Source organism: Streptomyces sp. NBC_01306, assembly GCF_026340465.1.
GTDB lineage: Bacteria > Actinomycetota > Actinomycetes > Streptomycetales > Streptomycetaceae > Streptomyces.
On sequence record NZ_JAPEPC010000001.1, the window covers coordinates 877417 to 898759 of the forward strand.

The 21343-nt window shown below is 71.2% G+C and carries 17 protein-coding genes; 7 read left to right on the plus strand and 10 right to left on the minus strand.

The window, feature by feature from the left end:
* Window positions 1-11 precede the first annotated feature (11 nt).
* The gene (gene glgX, locus OG385_RS03850; protein ID WP_266851832.1) at window positions 12-2204 is read left to right on the plus strand and encodes a glycogen debranching protein GlgX; all 2193 of its coding nucleotides are present in this window, start codon (window positions 12-14) and stop codon (window positions 2202-2204) included.
* 49 nt (window positions 2205-2253) lie between these two features.
* Window positions 2254-4605: a malto-oligosyltrehalose synthase gene (gene treY, locus OG385_RS03855; RefSeq protein ID WP_266851834.1), complete on the plus strand. Its 2352-nt coding sequence runs from the start codon at window positions 2254-2256 to the stop codon at window positions 4603-4605.
* Between the two features lie 39 nt (window positions 4606-4644).
* Here the strand turns inward: treY and OG385_RS03860 are convergent, their stop codons facing one another.
* Window positions 4645-5211, minus strand: coding sequence for a DUF1707 and FHA domain-containing protein (locus tag OG385_RS03860; protein WP_266860612.1), 567 nt, complete (start codon window positions 5209-5211; stop codon window positions 4645-4647).
* A gap of 128 nt (window positions 5212-5339) precedes the next feature.
* Here OG385_RS03860 and OG385_RS03865 point away from each other — a divergent pair, with 128 nt between their 5' ends.
* Entirely contained in the window at window positions 5340-6302 is a 963-nt protein-coding gene (locus OG385_RS03865) for a GNAT family N-acetyltransferase (RefSeq protein WP_266851836.1), read from the plus strand.
* A gap of 96 nt (window positions 6303-6398) precedes the next feature.
* On the opposite strand, the gene OG385_RS03870 is transcribed toward OG385_RS03865, so the two are convergent.
* Window positions 6399-7511 carry an alpha-L-fucosidase gene (locus OG385_RS03870; RefSeq protein ID WP_266851837.1) on the minus strand — a complete coding sequence of 371 codons (1113 nt, stop codon included), beginning with the start codon at window positions 7509-7511 and terminating at the stop codon, window positions 6399-6401.
* Complete coding sequence (locus tag OG385_RS03875) at window positions 7508-8887, minus strand: GH1 family beta-glucosidase (RefSeq protein ID WP_266851839.1); 1380 nt, start codon at window positions 8885-8887, stop codon at window positions 7508-7510. The genes OG385_RS03870 and OG385_RS03875 overlap by 4 nt, the downstream gene beginning before the upstream one ends.
* 149 nt (window positions 8888-9036) lie before the next feature.
* Here OG385_RS03875 and treZ point away from each other — a divergent pair, with 149 nt between their 5' ends.
* A complete protein-coding gene (gene treZ / locus OG385_RS03880; protein WP_266851841.1) occupies window positions 9037-10782 on the plus strand; it encodes a malto-oligosyltrehalose trehalohydrolase in 1746 nt (581 codons plus the stop codon).
* 28 nt (window positions 10783-10810) lie between these two features.
* Here treZ and OG385_RS03885 read toward each other — a convergent pair whose 3' ends face one another.
* The gene (locus tag OG385_RS03885) at window positions 10811-11935 is read right to left on the minus strand and encodes an aminopeptidase P family protein (RefSeq protein WP_266851843.1); all 1125 of its coding nucleotides are present in this window, start codon (window positions 11933-11935) and stop codon (window positions 10811-10813) included.
* 77 nt (window positions 11936-12012) lie between these two features.
* Window positions 12013-12633, minus strand: a complete 621-nt coding sequence (locus tag OG385_RS03890) for a nucleoside/nucleotide kinase family protein (protein WP_266851845.1) — start codon at window positions 12631-12633, stop codon at window positions 12013-12015.
* A 75-nt stretch (window positions 12634-12708) separates the two neighbouring features.
* Here OG385_RS03890 and OG385_RS03895 point away from each other — a divergent pair, with 75 nt between their 5' ends.
* Together OG385_RS03895 and OG385_RS03900 are read left to right on the plus strand one after the other, a co-directional pair.
* Window positions 12709-13098 carry a VOC family protein gene (locus tag OG385_RS03895; protein ID WP_266851847.1) on the plus strand — a complete coding sequence of 130 codons (390 nt, stop codon included), beginning with the start codon at window positions 12709-12711 and terminating at the stop codon, window positions 13096-13098.
* Between the two features lie 34 nt (window positions 13099-13132).
* On the plus strand, window positions 13133-14623 hold the full coding sequence (locus OG385_RS03900) for a hypothetical protein (protein WP_266851848.1): 1491 nt from the start codon (window positions 13133-13135) through the stop codon (window positions 14621-14623).
* Window positions 14624-14874: 251 nt separating this feature from the next.
* Here OG385_RS03900 and OG385_RS03905 read toward each other — a convergent pair whose 3' ends face one another.
* Complete coding sequence (locus tag OG385_RS03905; RefSeq protein ID WP_266851850.1) at window positions 14875-15732, minus strand: class II fructose-bisphosphate aldolase; 858 nt, start codon at window positions 15730-15732, stop codon at window positions 14875-14877.
* Window positions 15733-15735: 3 nt separating this feature from the next.
* Window positions 15736-16620 (minus strand): SIS domain-containing protein, encoded by an 885-nt coding sequence (locus tag OG385_RS03910; RefSeq protein ID WP_266851852.1) that lies wholly within the window; start codon window positions 16618-16620, stop codon window positions 15736-15738.
* A 124-nt stretch (window positions 16621-16744) separates the two neighbouring features.
* Here OG385_RS03910 and OG385_RS03915 point away from each other — a divergent pair, with 124 nt between their 5' ends.
* On the plus strand, window positions 16745-17530 hold the full coding sequence (locus tag OG385_RS03915; protein WP_266851854.1) for a DeoR/GlpR family DNA-binding transcription regulator: 786 nt from the start codon (window positions 16745-16747) through the stop codon (window positions 17528-17530).
* Here the strand turns inward: OG385_RS03915 and OG385_RS03920 are convergent.
* Genes OG385_RS03920 through OG385_RS03930 form a run of 3 tightly spaced genes read right to left on the minus strand, consistent with a single transcriptional unit; the run spans window position 17517 to window position 21329 of the window.
* Window positions 17517-18734, minus strand: a complete 1218-nt coding sequence (locus tag OG385_RS03920) for a Gfo/Idh/MocA family protein (protein WP_266851856.1) — start codon at window positions 18732-18734, stop codon at window positions 17517-17519. The two genes, OG385_RS03915 and OG385_RS03920, sit on opposite strands and share 14 nt — an antisense overlap.
* A gap of 47 nt (window positions 18735-18781) precedes the next feature.
* Window positions 18782-20431 (minus strand): extracellular solute-binding protein, encoded by a 1650-nt coding sequence (locus OG385_RS03925; RefSeq protein ID WP_266851857.1) that lies wholly within the window; start codon window positions 20429-20431, stop codon window positions 18782-18784.
* Window positions 20432-20465: 34 nt separating this feature from the next.
* Window positions 20466-21329, minus strand: coding sequence for a carbohydrate ABC transporter permease (locus OG385_RS03930; protein ID WP_266860614.1), 864 nt, complete (start codon window positions 21327-21329; stop codon window positions 20466-20468).
* Window positions 21330-21343: the final 14 nt, after the last annotated feature.

The window sequence follows — 21343 nt, forward strand, 5'->3', positions numbered from 1 at the left end:
GAGTCGTGCCCATGCAGGTCTGGCCGGGACAGACATACCCGCTCGGTGCCACGTACGACGGCGCCGGGACCAATTTCGCGGTCTTTTCGGAGGCCGCCGACCGAATCGAGTTGTGCCTGCTGCACGACGACGGCTCAGAGACGGCGGTGGAGCTGAGGGAGACGGACGCCTTCGTCCGCCATGCCTATCTGCCCGGCATCATGCCGGGCCAGCGGTACGGGTTCCGGGTGCACGGTCCGTACGCGCCGGAGAGCGGGCAGCGCTGCAACTCGGCGAAGCTGCTCCTCGATCCGTACGCCAAGGCGGTGAGCGGCGAGGTCAAATGGGACGAGTCGGTGTACGGCTACCACTTCGACCGGCCGAACTCGCGCAACGACCTGGACTCCGCCCCGCACACCATGACGTCGGTGGTGGTCAACCCCTACTTCGACTGGGGCGACGACCGGCTGCCGCGGACCCCGTACCACGAGACCGTGCTCTACGAGGCCCATGTGAAGGGCCTGACCATGCTCCATCCGGCGCTCCCCGACGAGATGCGCGGGACGTACGCGGCGCTCGCGCATCCGGCGGTCATCGAGCATCTGACCGGGCTCGGGGTCACGGCGCTGGAGCTGATGCCCGTTCACCAGTTCGTCAAGGACCACCGCCTGGCGGACAGCGGGCTCTCGAACTACTGGGGCTACAACACCATCGGGTTCTTCGCCCCGCACAACGCGTACGCCTCCTGGGGCGACCGCGGTGAACAGGTGCTCGAATTCAAGCAGGCGGTACGGGCGCTGCACGAGGCCGGGATCGAGGTCATCCTCGACGTGGTCTACAACCACACGGCCGAGGGCAACCACCTGGGCCCGACGCTCTCCTTCCGCGGCCTGGACAACGCCTCCTACTACCGGCTGACGGACGATCCGCGCTACTACATGGACACCACGGGCACCGGCAACAGCCTGCTGATGCGCTCCCCGCACGTCCTCCAGCTGATCATGGATTCGCTGCGCTACTGGGTGACCGAGATGCACATCGACGGTTTCCGCTTCGACCTGGCGGCGACCCTGGCCCGTCAGTTCCACGAGGTGGACCGGCTGTCGTCCTTCTTCGACCTGGTGCAGCAGGACCCGGTGGTCTCCCAGGTGAAGCTGATCGCGGAGCCGTGGGACGTGGGCGAGGGCGGTTACCAGGTGGGGAACTTCCCGCCGCTGTGGACCGAGTGGAACGGCAAGTACCGCGACACCGTACGGGACCTGTGGCGGGGCGAGCCCCGTACGCTCGCGGAGTTCGCCGGGCGGCTGACCGGCTCGTCGGACCTGTACCAGGACGACGGGCGGCGCCCGCTCGCCTCGATCAACTTCACCACCTGCCACGACGGGTTCACGCTGCACGACCTGGTGGCGTACAACGACAAGCACAACGAGGCGAACGGCGAGAACAACCGGGACGGCGAGAGCCACAACCGGTCGTGGAACTGCGGCGTCGAGGGCGACACCAACGACCCCGGTGTGCTGGAGCTGAGGGGCCGCCAGATGCGGAACTTCATGGCCACGCTGCTGCTCTCGCAGGGGGTGCCGATGCTGAGCCACGGCGACGAGTTCGGCCGTACCCAGCACGGCAACAACAACGCGTACTGCCAGGACAGCGAGCTGGCCTGGGTCCACTGGCCCAGCCCGGAAGGGACCGGGCCGGAGGACGGGGTCGGGCCGGAGCAGGACAGCTCGGGCCGGGACGGCTCCGCTCCGAACGGCCCGGGCGGGAGCAGCACCCTGCTGGCCTTCACCCGTGCGATGGTGGCACTGCGCCGTGAGCATCCCGTCTTCCGGCGGCGGCGCTTCTTCCACGGCCGCCCGGTGGAGGGCACCCACGACGACCTCTCCGACATCGCCTGGTTCACCCCGGAGGGCGAGGAGATGGTCCAGCGCGACTGGCAGGCGGCGCACGCCAAGGCCCTGTCGGTCTTCCTGAACGGGAACGCCATCTCGGAGCCGGGGACGCGCGGCGAGCGCATCGCCGACGACTCGTTCCTGCTGATGTTCAACGCGAGCGCGGACGAGATCGAGTTCCTGGTGCCGGTGAACCACGGCAGGCAGTGGGAGGTCGTCGTGGACACGGCCCATGAGGACGGTGTGCCGCCGGGACCGGGCCCGAAGGTGGACGCCGGCGACCGGCTGGCGCTGATCGGACGGAGTCTGGCCGTGCTGAAACGGCCGGCCTGACCGGCTGCGGGGTGACAGGGAGCCGGCGAAACGGGGTACGTAGGTTCCCATGACGCCCACTGCGACGTACCGGCTCCAGATCCAGCCGCAGTTCCCGTTCTCGGCCGCCGAGGCAGCCGTGCCGTATCTGGCCGCCCTCGGTGTCTCGCACCTCCATCTGTCGCCGGTCCTTGACTCCGTCCCCGGCTCCACGCACGGCTACGACGTCGTGGACCACACCCGGGTCCGCGACGAGCTGGGCGGCGAGGCCGGGCTGCGGGCGCTGGCGCACACCGCGCGCACGCACGGGCTCGGGCTCGTCGTGGACATCGTGCCGAACCACATGGCGGCGGCCCCCCGGTACAACCGGCCACTGTGGGACGTACTGCGCGAGGGCCCGGTCTCGCCGTACGCGCGCTGGTTCGACATCGACTGGGAGTCGGGCGGCGGCAAGGTCCTGCTGCCCGTGCTCGGCCACCGGCTCGGCGACGAGCTGGAGCGGCTGCGGGTCGACGGGGACGTGCTGCGCTATTACGACCACGCCTTTCCGCTGCGCGAGGGCACCGCGAAGCTGCCGCTGCCCGAACTCCTCGACGCCCAGTGGTACCGGCTCACCTGGTGGCGGCTCGCCCGCACCGAACTCAACTACCGCCGCTTCTTCACCATCTCCGACCTGATCGGGGTGCGCGTCGAGGACCCGGCGGTCTTCGACGCCACCCACGCCAAGATCCTGGAGCTGATGGACGACGGCGTCATCGAGGGGCTGCGCATCGACCACCCGGACGGACTCGCCGACCCCGGCGCGTATCTGCGGCGGCTCGGCGAGGCGACGGGCGGCCGCTGGACGGTCGTGGAGAAGATCCTCACCGGCGAGGAGCAGCTGCCCGCCGACTGGGCGGTGGCGGGGACCACCGGTTACGACGCACTGCACCGGATCGACGGCCTGTTCACCGATCCGGCGGGCGCCGACGAACTGGTGCGTTGCTACCGGGACTACGCGGGGCCCCCGGGCGACCGGGGCGGGTACTGGGAGTCGACGGTCCGCCGGGCCGCGTACAAGGTCATCACCCATGAGCTGGCGGCCGAGACCGCCTTCCTGGTCCGCACCGCCGAACGGATCTGCGCGGCGGACCCGGCGCTGCGCGACCACGCGCCGTGGGCGCTGCGGGCCGCGCTGCACGAGCTGCTGGTACGGGTACCCGTCTACCGGCCGTATGTGACCGCGGGCGGGCCGACGCCCGACACCGCGGAGGCCACGCTGGATCCGGAGACGGTACGGCAGGCCGCCGCGTCCTTCGCCGTGCCGGAGGAGTCGGCCGCCGTCGGGGTCGTACGGGACCTGGCGCTCGGCAGGCTGGGTGGCGGCCCCGACCGCGCCGCTTTCTGCGCCCGGTTCGCGCAGACCGCGTCGGCGCTGCGCGCCAAGTCCGTGGAGGACACCGCCTTCTACCGGTACGCGCCGCTGGTTTCGGCCGGCGAGGTCGGCGGCGACCCCGGGGCTCCGGCGGTGAGCCCGGCACGGTTCCACGCGTTCTGCGCACGGGCGGCCCGCGACTGGCCGGCCGGCGGGACCGTACTGACCACGCACGACACCAAGCGCAGCGCGGACGTCCGGGCGCGGATCGCGGTCCTCACCGAGTGCCCCGGGCAGTGGGCCGCGCTGCTGGACCGGCTGACCACTCCGGCGCCCGATCCGCAGCTGGCCTGGGTGGCCTGGCAGAGCGCGTTCGGCTTCGGGCTGCCCGACCGGGACCGGCTCGGTCCCGCGCTGCTGAAATCCGTGCGGGAGGCGGGGCTGCACACCAGCTGGACCGAGCAGGACGAGGCGTACGAGCAGGCGGTCGCCGACTTCACGGCTGCGGGGCCCGCGGGTCCGCCGCAGTCGGCCGTCGCCGCGTTCGCCCGCGGGCTGGCCCCGTACGTACGGGCCAATGTGCTGGGCGCCGCGCTGGTCCACCTCACGATGCCTGGCGTGCCCGACGTCTATCAGGGCACGGAGGGCACGTACATCGCGCTGGTGGACCCGGACAACCGCAGGCCGCCGGTGCCCGTCGACCCCTCGGACGAGAAGCTGGCCCTGACGACCACGGCGCTGCTGCTGCGCCGCGACTGCCCCGATGTCTTCGGCGAGTCGGGCACCTACACACCGCTGACGGCGGAGGGCCCCGCCGCCTCCCACTGCCTGGCCTTCTGCCGCTCGGGCGAGGCCGTGACCGCGGTGACCCGGCTGTCGCTGCGGCTCGAACAGGAGGGCGGCTGGCGCGACACGGAACTGCCGCTGCCCGCCGGGGTGTGGCTCGATCTGCTGGCGCCCGAGCGGGAGTTCACCGGGCGGGTCGCCCTGAGCGAGCTGTTCGCGGTACGGCCGGTGGCGCTGCTCAAGCGGGTGGTACCGGCGGCGGCAGAGCCGTACCAGCACTGAACCGCTGTGCGCGGCACGGCGGTCGGGCGGCCACCGGGGTCACTGCGACGCGAGCCGGAAGTGGATCCGTCCGAAGCCGACCATGTCGCCGTCGCGGACCACGACCGCGCCGGTGACCCGGTGTCCGTTGACCGTCGTCCCGTTGGCCGAGCCCAGATCGCGCAGCACCCACACGCCGGCCTGCGCGCCGAGTTCGGCGTGCAGCCGGGACACCGTCTCGTGGTTCAGCCGCAGGCCGTTGACCGGGTCGCGGCCGATGCGCAGTGGGTACGGGCCGGCCATGGGCAGCAGCAGCTTCGGCAGCCGCTCGGCGGCCCAGGCCCTGCGCATCCGGCCGGGGAAGGCCGACACCTGGCCCACCGCGCCCAGCAGCCGCTGCGACCAGCCGGTCCCGCTCTCCAGGTCCGCGGTGAGCGCGGCCAGTTCGTCCGACCTGCGGGCCGCCAGGGCCAGTTCCATCCGGCGCATGAAGGTGTCGTGGGAGAGCTTGCCCTGGACCGCGCCCTCCTTGAGCACGCTGAGCACCCGGTCACGCTCGGCGTCGGACAGCCGGGCAGGAACCGCGTGCGGCTCGTGGGCGGGCGCCGGGGGCTCTGGAGAGGACATCACAGGACTGATTGTCGGTGGGACCCGATCCAGGTGTCCAGGCGGACCCCGGGTTTGCGATATCCATGTGACCAGGCCGGACGCCGATTGTTACGGTCTGCGGACATCCCCCCGTCCCAGGAGCCGAATTGCCCGAGCAGCCGCACGCCCACGAGCTGGTGATCCGCCCGTTGACCGGGCCCGAAGAGCTCCCTCTCTTCCGTACACTGCCCTACGTCCTCGACCATGAACTCGCCGACGACCTCGCGAGCGGTCTGCGCCGTCCCGAGTGGATGTGGGTGGCGCTGCGCGGCGACCGCGTACTGGCGCGGGCCGCTTGGTGGGCCCTCTCGCCCGGCGGCGCCCCGTACACCCTCGACTTCTTCGATCTGGACGACAGCCTGCCCCCACCGGAGCGCGTCGAGACCGGCGTACGGCTGCTGGAGACGGCGATGGCGCGGCTCTTCCCGGCGGGGGCCGAGCGCCCCGAGTACGGCCGTTACATCCCGCCGGACTGGCGCACCGACCCGGTCGCCCGCGATGTGGTCGAGGCGCGGATGCGGGCGGTGGAGCGGACCGGGGCGCGGCTGCTGGTCGAGCGGCTGCGGCTGGAGTGGACCCCCGGAGCGGCGGCGGCTCCGGCGCCCGGAGCCCGGCTGGTGTTCCGTGCGGTGCGCGACCGGGAGGATCTCGTCCCCCTGATGACGCAGGTCGCCGAGGGCTCGCTCGACGCGCACACCCGGGCCTCGTTGGAGTCCGGGCTGAGCCCGGGTGCGGTGTCCGAGGCGCAGTACGACGAGGAGCTGGCGGGCTACCGGAGCCCGGACGGCTGGTGGCGGATCGCGGAGCTGCCGGACGGGGATCCGGTCGGCTTCGTGATCCCCGCACGCAACAACTACCACGCGATCATCGCGTACATCGGGGTGCTGCCCGGCCACCGGGGACACGGGTACATCGACGAGATCCTCGCCGAGGGGACCCGGATCCTCGCCGGCCAGGACGTGCCCCGCATCCGCGCGTCGACGGACGTCGGCAACGTCCCGATGGCGCGGGCCTTCGAACGGGCCGGCTATGTGAACTTCGAGCGGGCGGTCAACATGGTGTGGGACTGATCCGATCGCATCCGGCCAGATCCGATCTGCCCGGAACAGCCGGTGAGTTGGAGCGTGCCGCTCGCCGGGGTCTACGGGGTCTACGGGGTCCGGGGTCTACGGGGCCGAGCCGACCCCCGCGGCCTCGCCGAGCCAGTCCAGGCGGCGCTGCTGCTCGGGCGGGATGGTGGCGTCCTCGCCGCGCGGACCGACGTTGAGCAGCAGATTGCCGCCGTCGGACCGGACCGTCCCGAGCAGCGCGGCCAGCGCGTCACGGCCGATGAAGGAGTCATCGCCCGAGTTCCGGTTGTAGCCGAAACTGTGGTCGACACCGCGGGTGATCTCGAAGGGGTCGGGGCCGGTGTAGCGGGAGTACTCCGGTGTCCTGAAGTCGTAGTACGGCGGCTTCTTGGGTACGAAGCCCTCGTCGCTGACGACCGTGCGGCGCTCCCAGCTGTTGTACGCGGCCCGCAGACCGGGCAGCCGCAGCGCCCGCCAGAGCGGTGTGTACGGATAGAGCCGGTCGTTCACGACACCGTGCGGGACGGTGAACCGGTAGTACTCCACCAGGTTCCGGATCGCGGCGCGCCCCGCGGGCCAGGCGATGTCGTTCCAGAGGATGTCCGGGTGGTAGCGCCTGATCAGCTCCCGCAGCTGGGCGTCCGCGTACGCCGGGTACGCGCCGCGCGGGACGGCGGCGACGGTGTCAGCGGCGGTGGCGATGGGGCGCGGCTGGAACGTCCAGTCGAGGCCGCCCGAGTAGTAGACACCGAAGCGCAGCCCCTCGGCCCTGACCGCTTCGGCGAACTCACCGACGACGTCGCGCGGGGTGTGCCAGCCGGGGCGGTGGGGGTTGCGCACCTCGGAGGGCCAGAGGCAGTAGCCGTCGTGGTGCTTGGTGACGAGGACCGCGTAACGGGCCCCGGCCGCGCGGAAGCGGCGCGCCCACTCCGCCGGGTCCCAGCCGCTCAGCGCGTCCGCGAAGTCCCCGCCGAACGCCGTGTACGGGCGGCTGCCGTAGGTCTCCCGGTGGTGGGCGGAGACCGGGCTGCCGGGGAAGCGCAGGGAGTTCTCGTACCACTCGCCGTACGACGTCCAGCCGAGGTGTGCGCGACCCGCGGGGTCGTACGGCGGGGCCCACCCCGGCACGGACGCGGGCGTCCAGTGCACGAAGATCCCCAGCTGAGCCTGTTGCCACCACGGAGCGACCATGGTTGAAGTATTGATCATTTCTCGGGGTCTTCGTCAGGGTGTCCGGCCTGTGAACTGCGGATCACCTCGCGGTACCACCGGTAGGAGTCCTTCGGGGTGCGCCGCATCGTCTCGTAATCCACGTGGACCAGGCCGAACCGCTGGGCGTTGCCCTCGATCCACTCGAAGTTGTCGGTGAGCGACCAGGTGAAGTAGCCGCGGACGTCGATGCCCTCGGCCATGGCCGCGTGCAGGGCGCGCAGATGGCCGTCGAGGAAGTCGATCCTGCGGCTGTCCCGCAGACCGTCGTAGCTGCAGCCGTTCTCGGTGATGTAGAGCGGCGGCAGCCGGTCACCGTAGCGGCTCTCCAGCTGGATCAGCATGTCGCGCAGCCCGTCGGGGACCACCGGCCAGCCGAAGTCGGTGCGGTCGTACCCCTCTATCTCCCTGATCCCGAAGGGCAGTTCGGCCGGTATCCCGAACCCGGCGAAGGTGTCGAGGGCCTGCGGGGCGGGCGCGCCGACGAGGGTGGGGTTGTAGTAGTTGACCCCGTACCAGTCGAGCGGGGCCGAGATGATCTCCAGGTCGTCGGCGACCGGTCCCGGCATCAGCGCCGCGAAGTTCTCGTCGGGGTAGGCGCCGGTGAGGAGCGGGTCGGCGAACAGCCAGTTGGAGACCGTGTCGTAGAGCCCGGCCCCGAACCGGTCCTCCTCGCTCTCGCCTGCCGTCCAGACCGGGGTGTGCGAGACGGCGATCCCGATGTTCGATGCCCCTGCCGCGCGCAGCGCCCCCACGGCGAGGCCGTGCGCGAGCAGCTGGTGGTGAGCGGCGGGCAGCGCGTCGAAGAGCAGCTTCTTGCCGGGGGCGTGCTCGCCCAGCGCGTAGCCGAGGAGCGTCACCTCGGCGGGTTCGTTGATGGTGATCCACATCGGGACCCGGTCGGCGAGGCGCTCGGCGACGGCGCCCGCGTAGTCGGCGAAGCGGTACGCGGTGTCGCGGTTCAGCCAGCCGCCGCTCTGTTCGAGCGCGAGCGGGGTGTCCCAGTGGTAGAGCGTCGGCGCGGGGGTGATGCCCCGGCCGCACAGCTCGTCGACGAGCCGGTCGTAGAAGTCCAGGCCCGTCGGGTTGAGGGGGCCGGAGCCGTCCGGGACGACGCGCGGCCAGCTCACCGAGAAGCGGAAGGCCCCGGCGCCGAGCCCGGCGAGGAGCGCCACGTCCTCGCGGTAGCGGTCGTAGAAGCCGGTGCCGCGTGAGCCGTCGGCGCCGTCCTTGATACGGCCGGGGAGCGCTGCGAAGGCGTCCCAGCCGGACGGGCCCTTGCCGTCGGTGCCCGCCGAGCCCTCCGTCTGGAAGGCGGAAGCGGATGCGCCCCACAGGAATCCGGGCGGGAAGGCTGGCAGTGGCGGAATCGTCATGGCTCGCGACCCTAATGGCCCGAGTGCGCACGCTCCAGCCCCTGATCTTGTCAAGATGAGAGCCTGCCGGCCGGCCGATGGCGGTCCCGACGACATGACCTGGTCCCGACGGCACGATCTGGTCCCGAAGAGACGACCGAGGGGATGCTGTGCTGTTCGAGGTGTGGGCACCGGAGAAGAGCGACGTCACGCTGGAGCTGGCCGGGCGCCGGTCGGCCATGGAGCGTGATCCGCTGCGGGACGGCTGGTGGGCCGTCACCGCGGATGCGGAGGACGGCGACCACTACGGCTTCCGGCTCGACGGGGGCCCCGTGCTGCCCGACCCGCGCTCGCGCCGCCAGCCGGCGGGCCCCGACGGCCTGAGCGCCGTCGTCAGGCACGACGCATACCAGTGGCGCCAGGAGTGGCCGGGCCTGGCGCTGCCGGGCGCCGTGCTGTACGAGCTGCACATCGGCACGTACACCCCCGAGGGCACCTTCGACGCGGCGGCCGGGCGGCTGGACCATCTGGCCGCGCTGGGCGTCACCCATGTGGAGCTGATGCCGGTCTGTCCCTTCCCCGGCCGGCACGGCTGGGGGTACGAGGGGGTCTCGCTGTGGGCGGTGCACGAACCGTACGGCGGCCCCGAGGGGCTGAAGCGCTTCGTCGACGCGGCTCACGAGCGCGGACTCGGGGTCGTGCTGGACGTGGTCCACAACCACCTCGGCCCGTCCGGCAACCATCTGCCCTCCTACGGCCCGTACTTCACCGACACCCACCACACGCCGTGGGGCTCGGCGGTGAACCTGGACGCGCCCGGCTCCGACGAGGTCCGGGCGTATCTGCTGGGCAGCGCGCTGGCCTGGCTGCGCGACTACCGGATCGACGGGCTGCGTCTTGACGCCGTCCACGCGCTCGCCGACGGGCGGGCGCTGACCTTCCTGGAGGAGCTGTCGGCCGCCACCGACGCGCTCTCGGCCGGTCTCGGGCGCCCGCTCTTCCTGATCGCCGAGTCGGATCTCTGCGATCCCCGGACGACGACCCCGCGCGAGGCGGGCGGTCTTGGTCTGCACGCCCAGTGGAACGACGACTTCCACCACGCCCTGCACACCGCGCTGACCGGTGAGTCCCAGGGGTACTACGCGGATTTCGCCCGCGCGCCGCTGGCCGCCCTGGCCAAGACGCTCACCCGGGTCTTCTTCCACGACGGCACGTACTCGACGTTCCGCGGCCGGACCCACGGCCGTCCCGTGCACCGTGCGTCGACGCCCGCGCACCGCTTCGTCGGCTTCTCGCAGACCCATGACCAGATCGGCAACCGGGCGCTCGGCGACCGGCTCTCGGCGACCCTGTCGCCCGGTCTGCTGGCGTGCGCGGCGACCCTGGTGCTCACCGGGCCCTCCGTGCCGATGCTGTTCATGGGCGAGGAGTGGGGGGCGGCCACCCCGTGGCAGTTCTTCACCGACCACACCGATCCGGACCTGGCGGAGGCCGTACGGAACGGCCGGCGCCGGGAGTTCGCCGAGCACGGCTGGGCCGAGGGGGAGATCCCGGACCCGCAGTCGCCCGCCACCAGGGAGCGGTCCTGTCTGAACTGGGGCGAGCTGGACGGCGGCCACCACTCACGGCTGCTCGCCTGGTACCGCGAGCTGGTCGCGCTGCGCCGCACCTGCCCGGACCTGGTCGACGCGGATCTGGCCTCGGTCAAGGTGGCGTATGACGAGGAAGCGCGGTGGCTGGCGTTCCGCAGGGGCGATCTGCGGATCGCGGTCAACCTCGGCGACGGGGAGGCCAGGATCCCGCTGAACGGGCGCGGCAGCCGGATCCTGGCCTCCTGGGAGCCGGTCCGGCCGCCGGGCCCCGACGGTCTGTTGCTGCTGCCGCCGGAATCGTGTGTCGTACTGACGGACTCCTGACGGCCCTCCAACAGGTGTGCGGAGGCGACTACTCGACGATCGCCAGCTCACGGCGGGTGGTGTTCAGCCGTCGTCCGCCGTCCCCGGTGACGGTGACGATGTCCTCGATCCGCACGCCGAAGCGGCCGGGGAGATAGATGCCCGGCTCGACGGAGAAGCACATACCGGGCACCAGCGGCTGCTCCTCGCCCTCGATCATGTACGGGGGCTCATGGGTGGTGACGCCGATGCCGTGACCGGTGCGGTGGATGAACCGCTCGCCGTACCCGGCTTCGGTGATGACCGCGCGCGCCGCCCGGTCGATCTCCTGGCAGGCGACGCCGGGACGCACCGCCCGGCAGCCCGCGTCCTGCGCCTCGCGGACGATGTCGTGCACCCGCTGCTCCTCGGCGCCCGGGGCGCCGACGTGGACGGTGCGGGAGGTGTCGGAGCCGTAGCCCTCCTTGAGCCCGCCGAAGTCCAGGACGACCATGTCGCCGGACCCGATGACCCGTTCGCCCGCCTCGTGGTGCGGGTTGGCGCCGTTCGGGCCGGAGCCGACCACCGTGAAGTCCACCTGCGAGTGCCCGAACTGCCGCAGCAGCGCGGCCAGATCGGCGGCGACGTCGGTCTCCCGGCGCCCGGAGAAGCGGACCTTGAGGATCTCCTCGTACGTCGCGTCGGCCGCGGCGCCCGCCGCTTCGAGGCGGGCCAGCTCGGGCGCGTCCTTCACGGCGCGCAGCATCGGCAGGGCCTCCGTCAGCGACTGGTACGAGCTGTCGGGCAGGGCACGCTGGAGCCCGAGCAGATGCATCGCCCAGCCGTTGTCGCTGACCGCGAACCGGCCGTCCGGGTCGAGGAGCGCGGCGGTGATGCCGTACGGATCCTTCCCGTCCGTCCAGTCCAGCAGGGTGAGCGCGGGGGCGCCGACGGCGTGCTCGGCGTCCGCGGCCTCCAGTGTCGGTACGACGAAGACCGGGTCCTGGCCTGCCCTGATGACCAGCATGGTCATCCGCTCGGTGGCGGCGGTCGGCCGGTAGCCGGTGAGGTGGACGAGGTCGGGGCCGGGTGCGACGAGTACTCCGGCGAGTCCGGCGTCCGCCGCGCTCTGTGCGGCACGGGCCATACGGGCGCGGTAGTCGTCGGCGGTGAACGGTACGGGTTCGGTGGACATGGCCCCATCCTGCCGGGCCGCGTCCGGGGATGCGACGCGGTGCCCGTCAAGCGACGCGGAGCTGCGGGATGTTCCTCTCAGGGATGCGGCACGAGCAGGTCCGCCCGGTCCCTGGTGCGCTCGACGACCCGTGCGTTGGCCTCGTCGGACCGGTGCACCCAGCGCTCGGCCTCCGCACGGGTCCTGCCGTACCGGATGTGACGTTCGATGAGTCTGCGGACGCGTGCCTCGTTCCCGGGGCTCCTGGGGTTCTCGTCCCCGATGAACCACGCCTCGTCGAGCAGGGCCCTCGCGCGCGGCCAGTGCAGCAGATAGTTCCCCTCGGTGATCACCAGCGGAACGTCGGGGGCGACCGCCACCGATCCCGCGACGGGCTCCTCCAGCGCGCGGTCGAAGGCGGGCGCGTACACCACGTCGCTGCCTGGCGTACGCAGCCGGGCGAGCAGAGCCACGTACCCGGCCTCGTCAAAGGTGTCGGGGGCGCCCTTGCGGTCGGCGCGGCCGAGGCGGCGCAGCTCGGCCCCGGCGAGGTGGAAGCCGTCCATCGGGACCACGACGGCGCTCGCCCCGAGCGCGCCGGCGAGACCGGCGGCGAGGGTGGACTTCCCGGCGCCCGGCGGGCCCGCGATGCCGAGGATCCGCCGGTGCCCGGTCCCGGCGAGCAGCCGGGCCCGGTCGATGAGGTGCTGCTCAGTCATGGCGGCCATTGTCGCCACAGCGGCCGCCTCCGCGCGAGTGGTACGTATAACCAGTCTGCCGTTAGCCTTCCCGCCATGTCTCACATCGCACTGATCACCCTGGTCGTCCACGACTACGACGAGGCCATCGGCTTCTACACCGGCGCCCTCGGATTCGCGCTGTCCGAGGACACCGACCGCGGCGACGGCAGCCGTTGGGTTGTGGTCACACCGCCCGGTGGGCAGCCGGGGACCGGTCTGCTGCTGGCCCGCGCCAAGGGCGACGCGCAGCGCGCGAGCGTCGGCGCCCAGACAGGCGGCCGGGTGGGTTTCTTCCTGCACACCGGGGACTTCGCCGGGGATCACGCCCGGATGCGGGCCGCGGGCGTCCGCTTCCTGGAGGAGCCGCGCCATGAGCCGTACGGTTCGGTCGCCGTCTTCGAGGACCTCTACGGGAACCGGTGGGACCTTCTGCAACCGGCGTGAGAGTCATGTCGGACATGGCTGTTACGTTTCCCGTATGACGTTTTACGGACGTGCCATCGCTCTCCTCGTGGACCGGCCGGAGCTGGCCGAAGTGGCCGCGTACCCCTTCGGTTTCGACGTGGCCGGGGCCGCACACGGCGCGGCGGTCCGGCTGGCGTCGGGCGCCCCGCTGGAGGCGGTGGCCGGGGACGGGACGGGTGGCACGTTCTTCGTGTGTGGCGGAGGCGCCGTGCTGTACGCCTCGGGCGACGGCGCGGCCGGGCTCGTCGCCGCGAGCGCCGACGAGGCGCTGGAGATGGCGATCGGGCTGCCCGGGTGGCTCGGTCTGCTGCACCTGTCCCCCGCCGGGGCCGAGGCGGGACTGCCGGCCGCGGTGACCGCGTCGGAGGAGGCGATACGGGAGTCGCAGCCGGATCTCGACGCCCGGCGGGCCGCACTGCGCGGGGCACTGGGACTGCCCGTCCACTCCCCCGCCGAGCTGTTCGCCCGGCTGCACACGGCCCTGCTCCGTACCGAGCCGGACCATCTGCTGCTCGACACGGCCGGCGGCCGGGCCCGTGCACGGCTCGATCCGCATCCGCGCACGCCCTTGCGCGAGACCGTACTGAGTCCCGGTCTGGCGGATCTGGCACGACTGCGCGACAACACGGCGCAGTGGACCGAAGTGGCCGGCGACAAGGCGCGGCGCGCCACGGTGCTGCGTGCGGCGCAGTTCGACCGGCAGGACCACGATCTGCCGCTGCTGCGGCGTCTGCTGGCGGCCGAGACCGCTGATGCGGGGACGAGCGAGGAGCTGCGGCTCGCCGCAGTACTGGTCGCGCTGCACGGCAGCGCGGAGGATCTGCCACTGCTGCGCGCCGCCCACGCCGCGCCGCAGGCCGTCCGGTGGGGCCTGCCGGAGGTGCCCGAGCAGCCCGGGGCCGTCGTGGAGTGGGCGCGCGGGCTCGACGGCTCGTACCTGGGTGAGGACCCCGCACGGGAGCCGGAGCTGACCTGGATACGGCTGGCCAGGCGGCAGGGCCGCACCGAGCTCGCACGGGCGGCGCTGCTGCGCATCCTGGACTCCGCCGAAGAGGCCGCCACGGCTGAACAGGCCGATCTGCTGCGGGTGCTGAGCGTCGAGCTGGAGGCGCTCGGCGACCTCGGCCAGGCGGCGCGCGCCCAGTCCGGGCACGCCGCTCTGGTGGACGAGCCGCGCGACCGGGGGGTGGCGTGCCGCAGGCTCGCCGAGCTCCAGCGGCGCACCGGTGATCTGCCGGCGGCCTGGCGGACTCTGCGGCCGGTCCCGGAGATCCTCGACACGGACGGTTCCGAGCTTCGGTGGCGGCGGCTGGGCCTGGGACGGATGGTCGCCGCCGAGCACTTCGAGCTCGCCCGGGCGGCCGCCGGGGCGGGGCTCGCGCCGATCGCCCTGGAGTCGCTGGCCGTCGCCAGGGAACTGCACGCCGGAATGGGCAAGTCAGCCCAGCGGAGCCTCGGCATGCTGGCCCAGGAGACGAAGTGGGCCGTGGCCCGGCTCAAGTAGCACCGTGCGCCAGCCCAGCCGGTCGCGGCGCCGTTCAGTGGTCCGGGGTTCGACGGACCGGGGTTCAGCTGTCCGGGGTTCAGCGGACCAGGGTTCAGCTGTCCGGGGTTCGGCGGACCGGACATCGGCAGTCCGGACATCGGCGGCAGGCACGCTTCCGTACCTGCCGCCGGCGCAAGCCGTGTCCGCGATGCCGCGCCCGGCTCAGGGTGCCCCCGTTCCGGCACCGCCACCGGCCCGCTGCCGCCTCGTCAGGCGGTGGCGCCGACCAGCTTGACAAGACCGGTGACGGTGTCCGCCATGGCCTGCCGCCCGGCCTTGAGGTACTTCCGTGAGTCGACCGCATCGGGCTGGGCCGTCAGCACCTCACGGATCGCCGCGGTCATGGCGATGTTGAGCGCCGTACCGATGTTGACCTTGGCGATACCGCCGGTGACGGCCGCCGACAGTTCGGTGTCCGGCACCCCCGATGAGCCGTGCAGCACCAGCGGCACACCGACAGCCTCCCGCAGCCTGCCGAGCAGTTCGTGGTCGAGGACCGCGGTGCGCGAGGTCATCGCGTGCGAGCTGCCGATCGCGACGGCGAGCGCGTCCACGCCGGACTCGGCCACAAAGGCTGCGGCCTCCTCCGGGCGGGTCCGCGCACCGGGTGCGTGCGCGTCCAGCGGCGCCGCCCCGTCCTTGCCGCCGACCTCGCCCAACTCGGCCTCGATCCACAGCCCATGGGCGTGCGCCCAGTCGGCCGCGGACCGGGTCGCGGCGAGGTTCTCCGCGTACGGAAGGTGCGCGGCGTCGTACATCACCGAGCTGAACCCGGCGTCGGCGGCCTGCCGCAGCAGGGCGTCGCTCTTCACATGGTCGAGGTGGAGGGCAACCGGTACGGCAGCCGCCCGGGCCAGTTCGGCGGCGGCGCGGGCCAGTGGAAGCACCTGGCCCTGCCGGTACTTCACCGCGTTCTCGCTGATCTGGAGGATGACCGGGGCGCCCGCGGCCTCGGCCCCGGCTATCACGGCCTCCGCGTGCTCCAGCGTGATGATGTTGAACGCGGCCACCGCGCCGCGCTGCGCCGCCGCGCCCGCGACCAGCGCTCCGCTCTCGGCGAGGGCCATCGCTCAGCCCTCGTCGAGGATGACGGAGCGGGTGAGGTGGCGCGGCGAGTCCGGGTCGAGGCCGCGCGCGGCCGCGATGGCGACGGCGAGGCGCTGCGCCCGTACCAGCTCGGCGAGCGGGTCGAGACCGCCCGCCACCCACATCCCGCCGGTGGCGCGGACCTGCTCCTCCAGGCCCTCGGGGGTCTCGCCGAACATCCAGGTGGCGGTGCCCTCGGTGGTGATACTGATCGGACCGTGGCGGTACTCCATGGCCGGGTACGCCTCGGTCCAGGAGAGCGACGCCTCCCGCATCTTCAGCGCGGCCTCCTGCGCCAGGCCGTTGCTCCAGCCGCGGCCGAGGAAGGTGAACTGCGAGCAGTCGACGAGCCCTTCGGGCAGCGGCTCGGTGAGCGCGGTCCGCCCGTCGGCCACGACGGCGTCCGTGTGCAGGCCGAGGTGGGCGCGGAACAGGGTGAGCGCGGTGGTGGCGAACCGGGTCTGGACGACGGACTGCTCGTCGGCGAAGTCGAGGACGACGATGTCGTCCGCGGCCTCCATGACCGGCGTCTTGGGGTCACCGGTGACGGCGGTCGTCCGGGCCTGTCCGCGTACCTTGCCGAGGAGTTCGAGCACCTCGGTCGTGGTGCCCGAGCGGCTGAGCGCGATCACCCGGTCGTAGCTGCGGCTGAAGGGGAACTCGGACGCGGCGAAGGCGTCGGTCTCGCCCTGGCCCGCCCCTTCCCGCAGCGCGGCCACGGCCTGCGCCATGAACCACGAGGTACCGCAGCCGACGATCGCGACGCGCTCCCCGGCGGCCGGCAGCGCCGCCGCCTGGCTCCCGGCCAGCGCCGCTGCGCGCTCCCAGCACTCGGGCTGACTGGCCAGCTCGTTCTGGACATGGCTCATGCTGATCCACCCCTCAAGGTAATGATTGTTTCTGCAAGATACTGCGTTGTTTCAAGCACAATCAAGCACGTAGACGTTTCTGGGTTAAGGTCACAGCGTTCCACCGAAGAGGAGAGTGCGAGAGATGTCCCAGTCCCGCGACGCGCGTTGGAAGGCACTCCTGGAACTGCTCGTCGAGCAGGGCCGCCTCGATGTCGAAGCGGCGGCTCTCGCGCTCGACGTCTCGGCCGCCACCATCAGGCGCGATTTCGACCAACTCGCCCAGCAGCAGATGCTGGTGCGCACCCGTGGCGGCGCCGTGGTCCACGGTGTCAGCTACGAACTCCCGCTGCGCTACAAGACGGCCCGGCGCGCCTCCGAGAAGCAGCGCATCGCGCAGGCCGTGGCCGAGCTGATCACCGCGGGCGAGGCGGTCGGCCTGACCGGCGGCACCACCACCACGGAGGTGGCCCGCGCCCTCGCCGTCCGGCCCGACCTGGCGTCCGGCACCCCGGCGCTCACGGTCGTGACCAACGCGCTGAACATCGCCAACGAGCTGGCGATCAGGCCCCAGTTCAAGATCGTGGTGACCGGCGGGGTGGCCCGCCCCCAGTCGTACGAGCTGACGGGCCCCCTCGCCGACGGCGTACTCGGCCAGATCACCATGGACACCGCCGTGCTCGGGGTGAACGGCTTCGATGTCGTCCATGGCGCCGCCGCGCACCACGAGGACGAGGCGGGCATCAACCGGCTGCTGTGCGAGCGCGCCGAGCGGGTGGTCGTCGCAGCGGACTCCACCAAGCTCGGGACCCGCGCCTTCGCCAGGATCTGCACCACCGACCAGGTGGACACCCTGGTCACGGACACCGGCATCAGTGAGGAGATGACCGCTCTCTTCACCGATGCCGGTGTCGAGGTCATCGCGGTGTGAGCGCCGGGGCCGCGTCCTGCGCGCCCCGCTGCTGGCCCGACTCGAAGTAGGCGATCAGTTCCGGGTCGAGCGGCGGCACGTCGTACGGCGTCCCGCCGGCCCGCAACGACTGTGTGGCCATCACTCCGGCGGCCACACTCATCCGGGCGGCGACCGGCGAGGTGTCGGTCACTCCGCCGTCCCTGGCGAAGCGGCAGAACTCACCGATGATCCGCTCGTCCGAACCGCCGTGCGAGCCCTTCGAATCCGGCACCTTGTAGACCACGTCGGCGTCGGCACGGTAGCCGGTCGGACCGGTGTTCCAGACCTTGACCTCGTCGCCCGGCCGGTCGCCGAAGTTCTCCAGCCGGCCCTCGGTCCCGATGACCGTGTAGTTACGGAAGTAGTCGGGGCTGAAGTGGCACTGCTGGTAGGCGGCGATCACGCCGTTGTCCAGCCGCATGTTCATGACGGACACGTCCTCGACGTCCACCACGTGGTGGAGGTCCTTGCGGGTGGCCGGCGGCCAGTCGAACTCCCGCAGCCAGCCGTCGGGCCTCGGCGTGCCCGGCTCGCGGCGCGGCAGGTCCCCGTACATCATCAGGTCGCCCATGGCGTTGACGCGTGAGGTGTAGCCGTTGGCCAGCCAGTGCACCACGTCGATGTCGTGGGCGGCCTTCTGGAGCAGCAGCCCGGTGGTGCGGGTGCGGTCGGCGTGCCAGTCCTTGAAGTAGTAGTCGCCGCCGTACGAGACGAAGTGCCGCACCCACACGGTCTTCGGCTCACCGATGTCGCCGCGCGCGATGATGTCGCGCATCAGCCGGACCACACCCATGTGGCGCATGTTGTGGCCGACGTAGAGCCGGGTGCCGGTCTCGTGGGCGGTGCGCAGGATGGTGTCGCACTGCTCGACGGTGATGCCGAGCGGCTTCTCCACGTACACCGGCTTGCCCGCACGCAGGATGTCGCAGGCGACGGCCTCATGGGTGTCGTCGGGGGTGGCCACGATGACGGCATCAATGTCGTCAACGAGGTTGCCGTCGAGCAGCTTGCGGTAGTCGTCCACGGCGACCGCCCCGGCGAACCGGTCCGCCACCTTGGCCCGCACGGCGGGGTCGGTGTCGGCGACGGCGGCCACGACGGACCCGGCGCCGGGACGGTGGGCGGCATCGGCCAGATTGGCCCGCAAACCGAGGCCGACCACACCGATACGGAGGTCTTGCATGGTGCTCCTTGAACGCAGTTGTGCGGATGCGGTGGCGGTACGGCCGGTCACTTGGTGGTCAGCGCGATGGACTTCTCGAACTCGGCGCGGATCTTGTCACCGCCGCCGGAGCGCCAGGTGCGCACCAGGCCGTCGTACGCCGAGATCGGCTTGCGTCCGGCGACGATGTCCTTGATGCCGTCATTGACGGCCATCGTCAGGGAGGCACCCTGGCTGGCGTTCGTGTCCGAGTAGTGGCCGACCGTCGGGTTGATCACGGCCATGGCGATGAGCTTCTTCTGCCAGTCGTGGATCCGGCGCGTCAGATCGGCCTGGCCCGGCAGGTAGAGGTACTCGGGCGCGTTGGCCAGGAAGGAGACCGGCATACCCGTCGTCACAGCTTCCGCGTTGCCCTTGTCCGTCAGCTCGACGTCGCCCTTCGCGGTGCGGTGGAAGTGCGTTCCCTCGATCCCGTTGTCGAGGAACAGCCGCTCCTCGGTGCCGAACGGGGCAGCGAGGTAGTCGAGGACCTTGAGGAGCATGTCCAGACGCTTCTTGTCGGCCTTCTTGTTGATCGCGGTGAAGCCGACCGAGCCCAGACCGTAGTAGAAGTGCGGGGTCACCCCGGCCTTCGCCGCGAACGGAAGGATCATCCCGAAGGGGAAGTTGTACGTCTTGACGTCCACCAGGAAGGAGGGGAAGGACTGGACGTACGCACCGAGGGAGCCCTGCGCCATCTTCTCGCGGGTCGTGGTGAGGTTCGGGTCCGGCCAGAACAGCCCGGCCTTGCTCACCTTGACGCCGAATTCCAGCGCCTCACGGAATTCATCGGTCTCGAACTGGTGGGTCAGCTTGCCGTTCCTCAGGGACCAGGCAGACGGCGCGCCGAACCACTGGGCGTACATGCCGACATGGTTCACATAAGCGGGCTCCAGAACGTACTTGTGGCGTTTGGCGTCCAGCAGTTCCTTGCCCTTGGCGAGGAAGTCCTCGGCGCTGGTGAACGTGGCACCGCCGACCGGCTTCCAGAAGTCCTCATTGGTGACATAGACCTGGCCCATGCGGCCGTACGCCACCGGGATGCCGAAGATCTTGCCGTTGATGACGGCCGTCTTCCAGGCGAATTCCGGGAGGTTGGCGAGGTTCGGGTACTTCTTGACCGCGTCGCCCGAGAGGTGCGCTGTGAGGTCCTGGAACTTCGCGTCCAGCAGCTCGGGGATCCTGCGCAGCCCCTGGTTCGGGGGAATCCATACGAGATCGGGGATCTCGCCGCCCGCTATCGCCGCATTGAATTTGGACGAGTAGCTGTCGTCGGTGGTCTCGACGACGATGTTCATCCTGAATTCGGAGCCCAGGCGCTTGTTGAGCTCCTTCCAGTACGCGTTCTTCCCCATCGCGGGGGCCGGCGTCGTGAAGGTCTCGGTCAGCGCGGTGATCGGGGAGCCGTCACCGGGCGGCGCGGCGACCGACTTGACGAGGTTCTTCGGGTAGCGGAGGTAGGCGGCGTCCAGGCCTTCGGCGCTGCCCGCGAGGTCCGGCGCCGCGACCTTGGCGGGCACGTACGTCGGGAGTTTGACCTTGTTGAACGCTTCGGCGCCCTTGCCCGCGGCGGCGGTCCCGGTGGAACACCCGGTGAGCGTCGACATTCCGGTGGCGGCGAGTCCGATGACGCCCGCTGCGCCGAGGAACGTACGCCTGTTGACGTGCTGAGAAGACATGATTCTCCTGGAAAGGCAGGATCGGTGAGAGGGGTCAGCCCTTGACGGCGCCCGTGAGGACACCCTTGGCGAAGTGCTTCTGCAGGAAGGGATAGACCAGCAGGATCGGCACGAGCGCGATGATCAGCACGGCCATCTGGAGCGAGATCGAGGGCGGCAGCACATTCACGCCGAGTGCGTGGGCGTTGATCGTCTCGCCCTGGACGACATACGAGCGAAGGATGACCTGGAGCGGGTATTTCCCCGAGTCGTTCATGAACAGCAGCGCGTTGAAGAAGCTGTTCCAGTAACTGACCGCGTAGAAGAGACCCGCCACCGCGATGACGGCCTTGGACAGCGGCAGCACGATGCGGCAGAGAATGGCCAGTTCACCCGCGCCGTCGAGGCGGGCGGCCTCGTACAGCTCGGTGGGAATTCCCTGGAAGAACGCCCGCACCACGATCACGTTGAACACATTGAGCAGGACCGGCAGGATCAGCGACGCATAGCTGTCGAGCAGACCGAGCTGCTGCACCACGAGATACGTGGGGATGATGCCCGGCGCGAAGAGGAAGGTGCCGAGCACGATGAGCAGGATGGGCTTGCCCATCAGCATTCCGGGCCGGGAGAGGCCGTAGGCCAGTGTGACCGTGCAGAGCAGGCTGAGCGCGGTGCCGATCAGGGTGATCCCGATGCTCACCAGCGTCGCCCGGGTCACCACACCGCCCTGGAGCAGCACGTTGTACGCCTGGAACGTCGGGTGGTGCGGGATGAGGACGTAACCGCCGCGCGCCTCCAGCTCCTTCTGGCCGGCCAGGCTGGTGCCGAGCGCCAGCAGGAACGGGTACGTCACCATGACCACGATCAGGGCGAGCGCGAGCGCCTTCGCGCCCTGGCCGAACCAGCTGGGGCGTTCCATCCACGGTGGCCGCT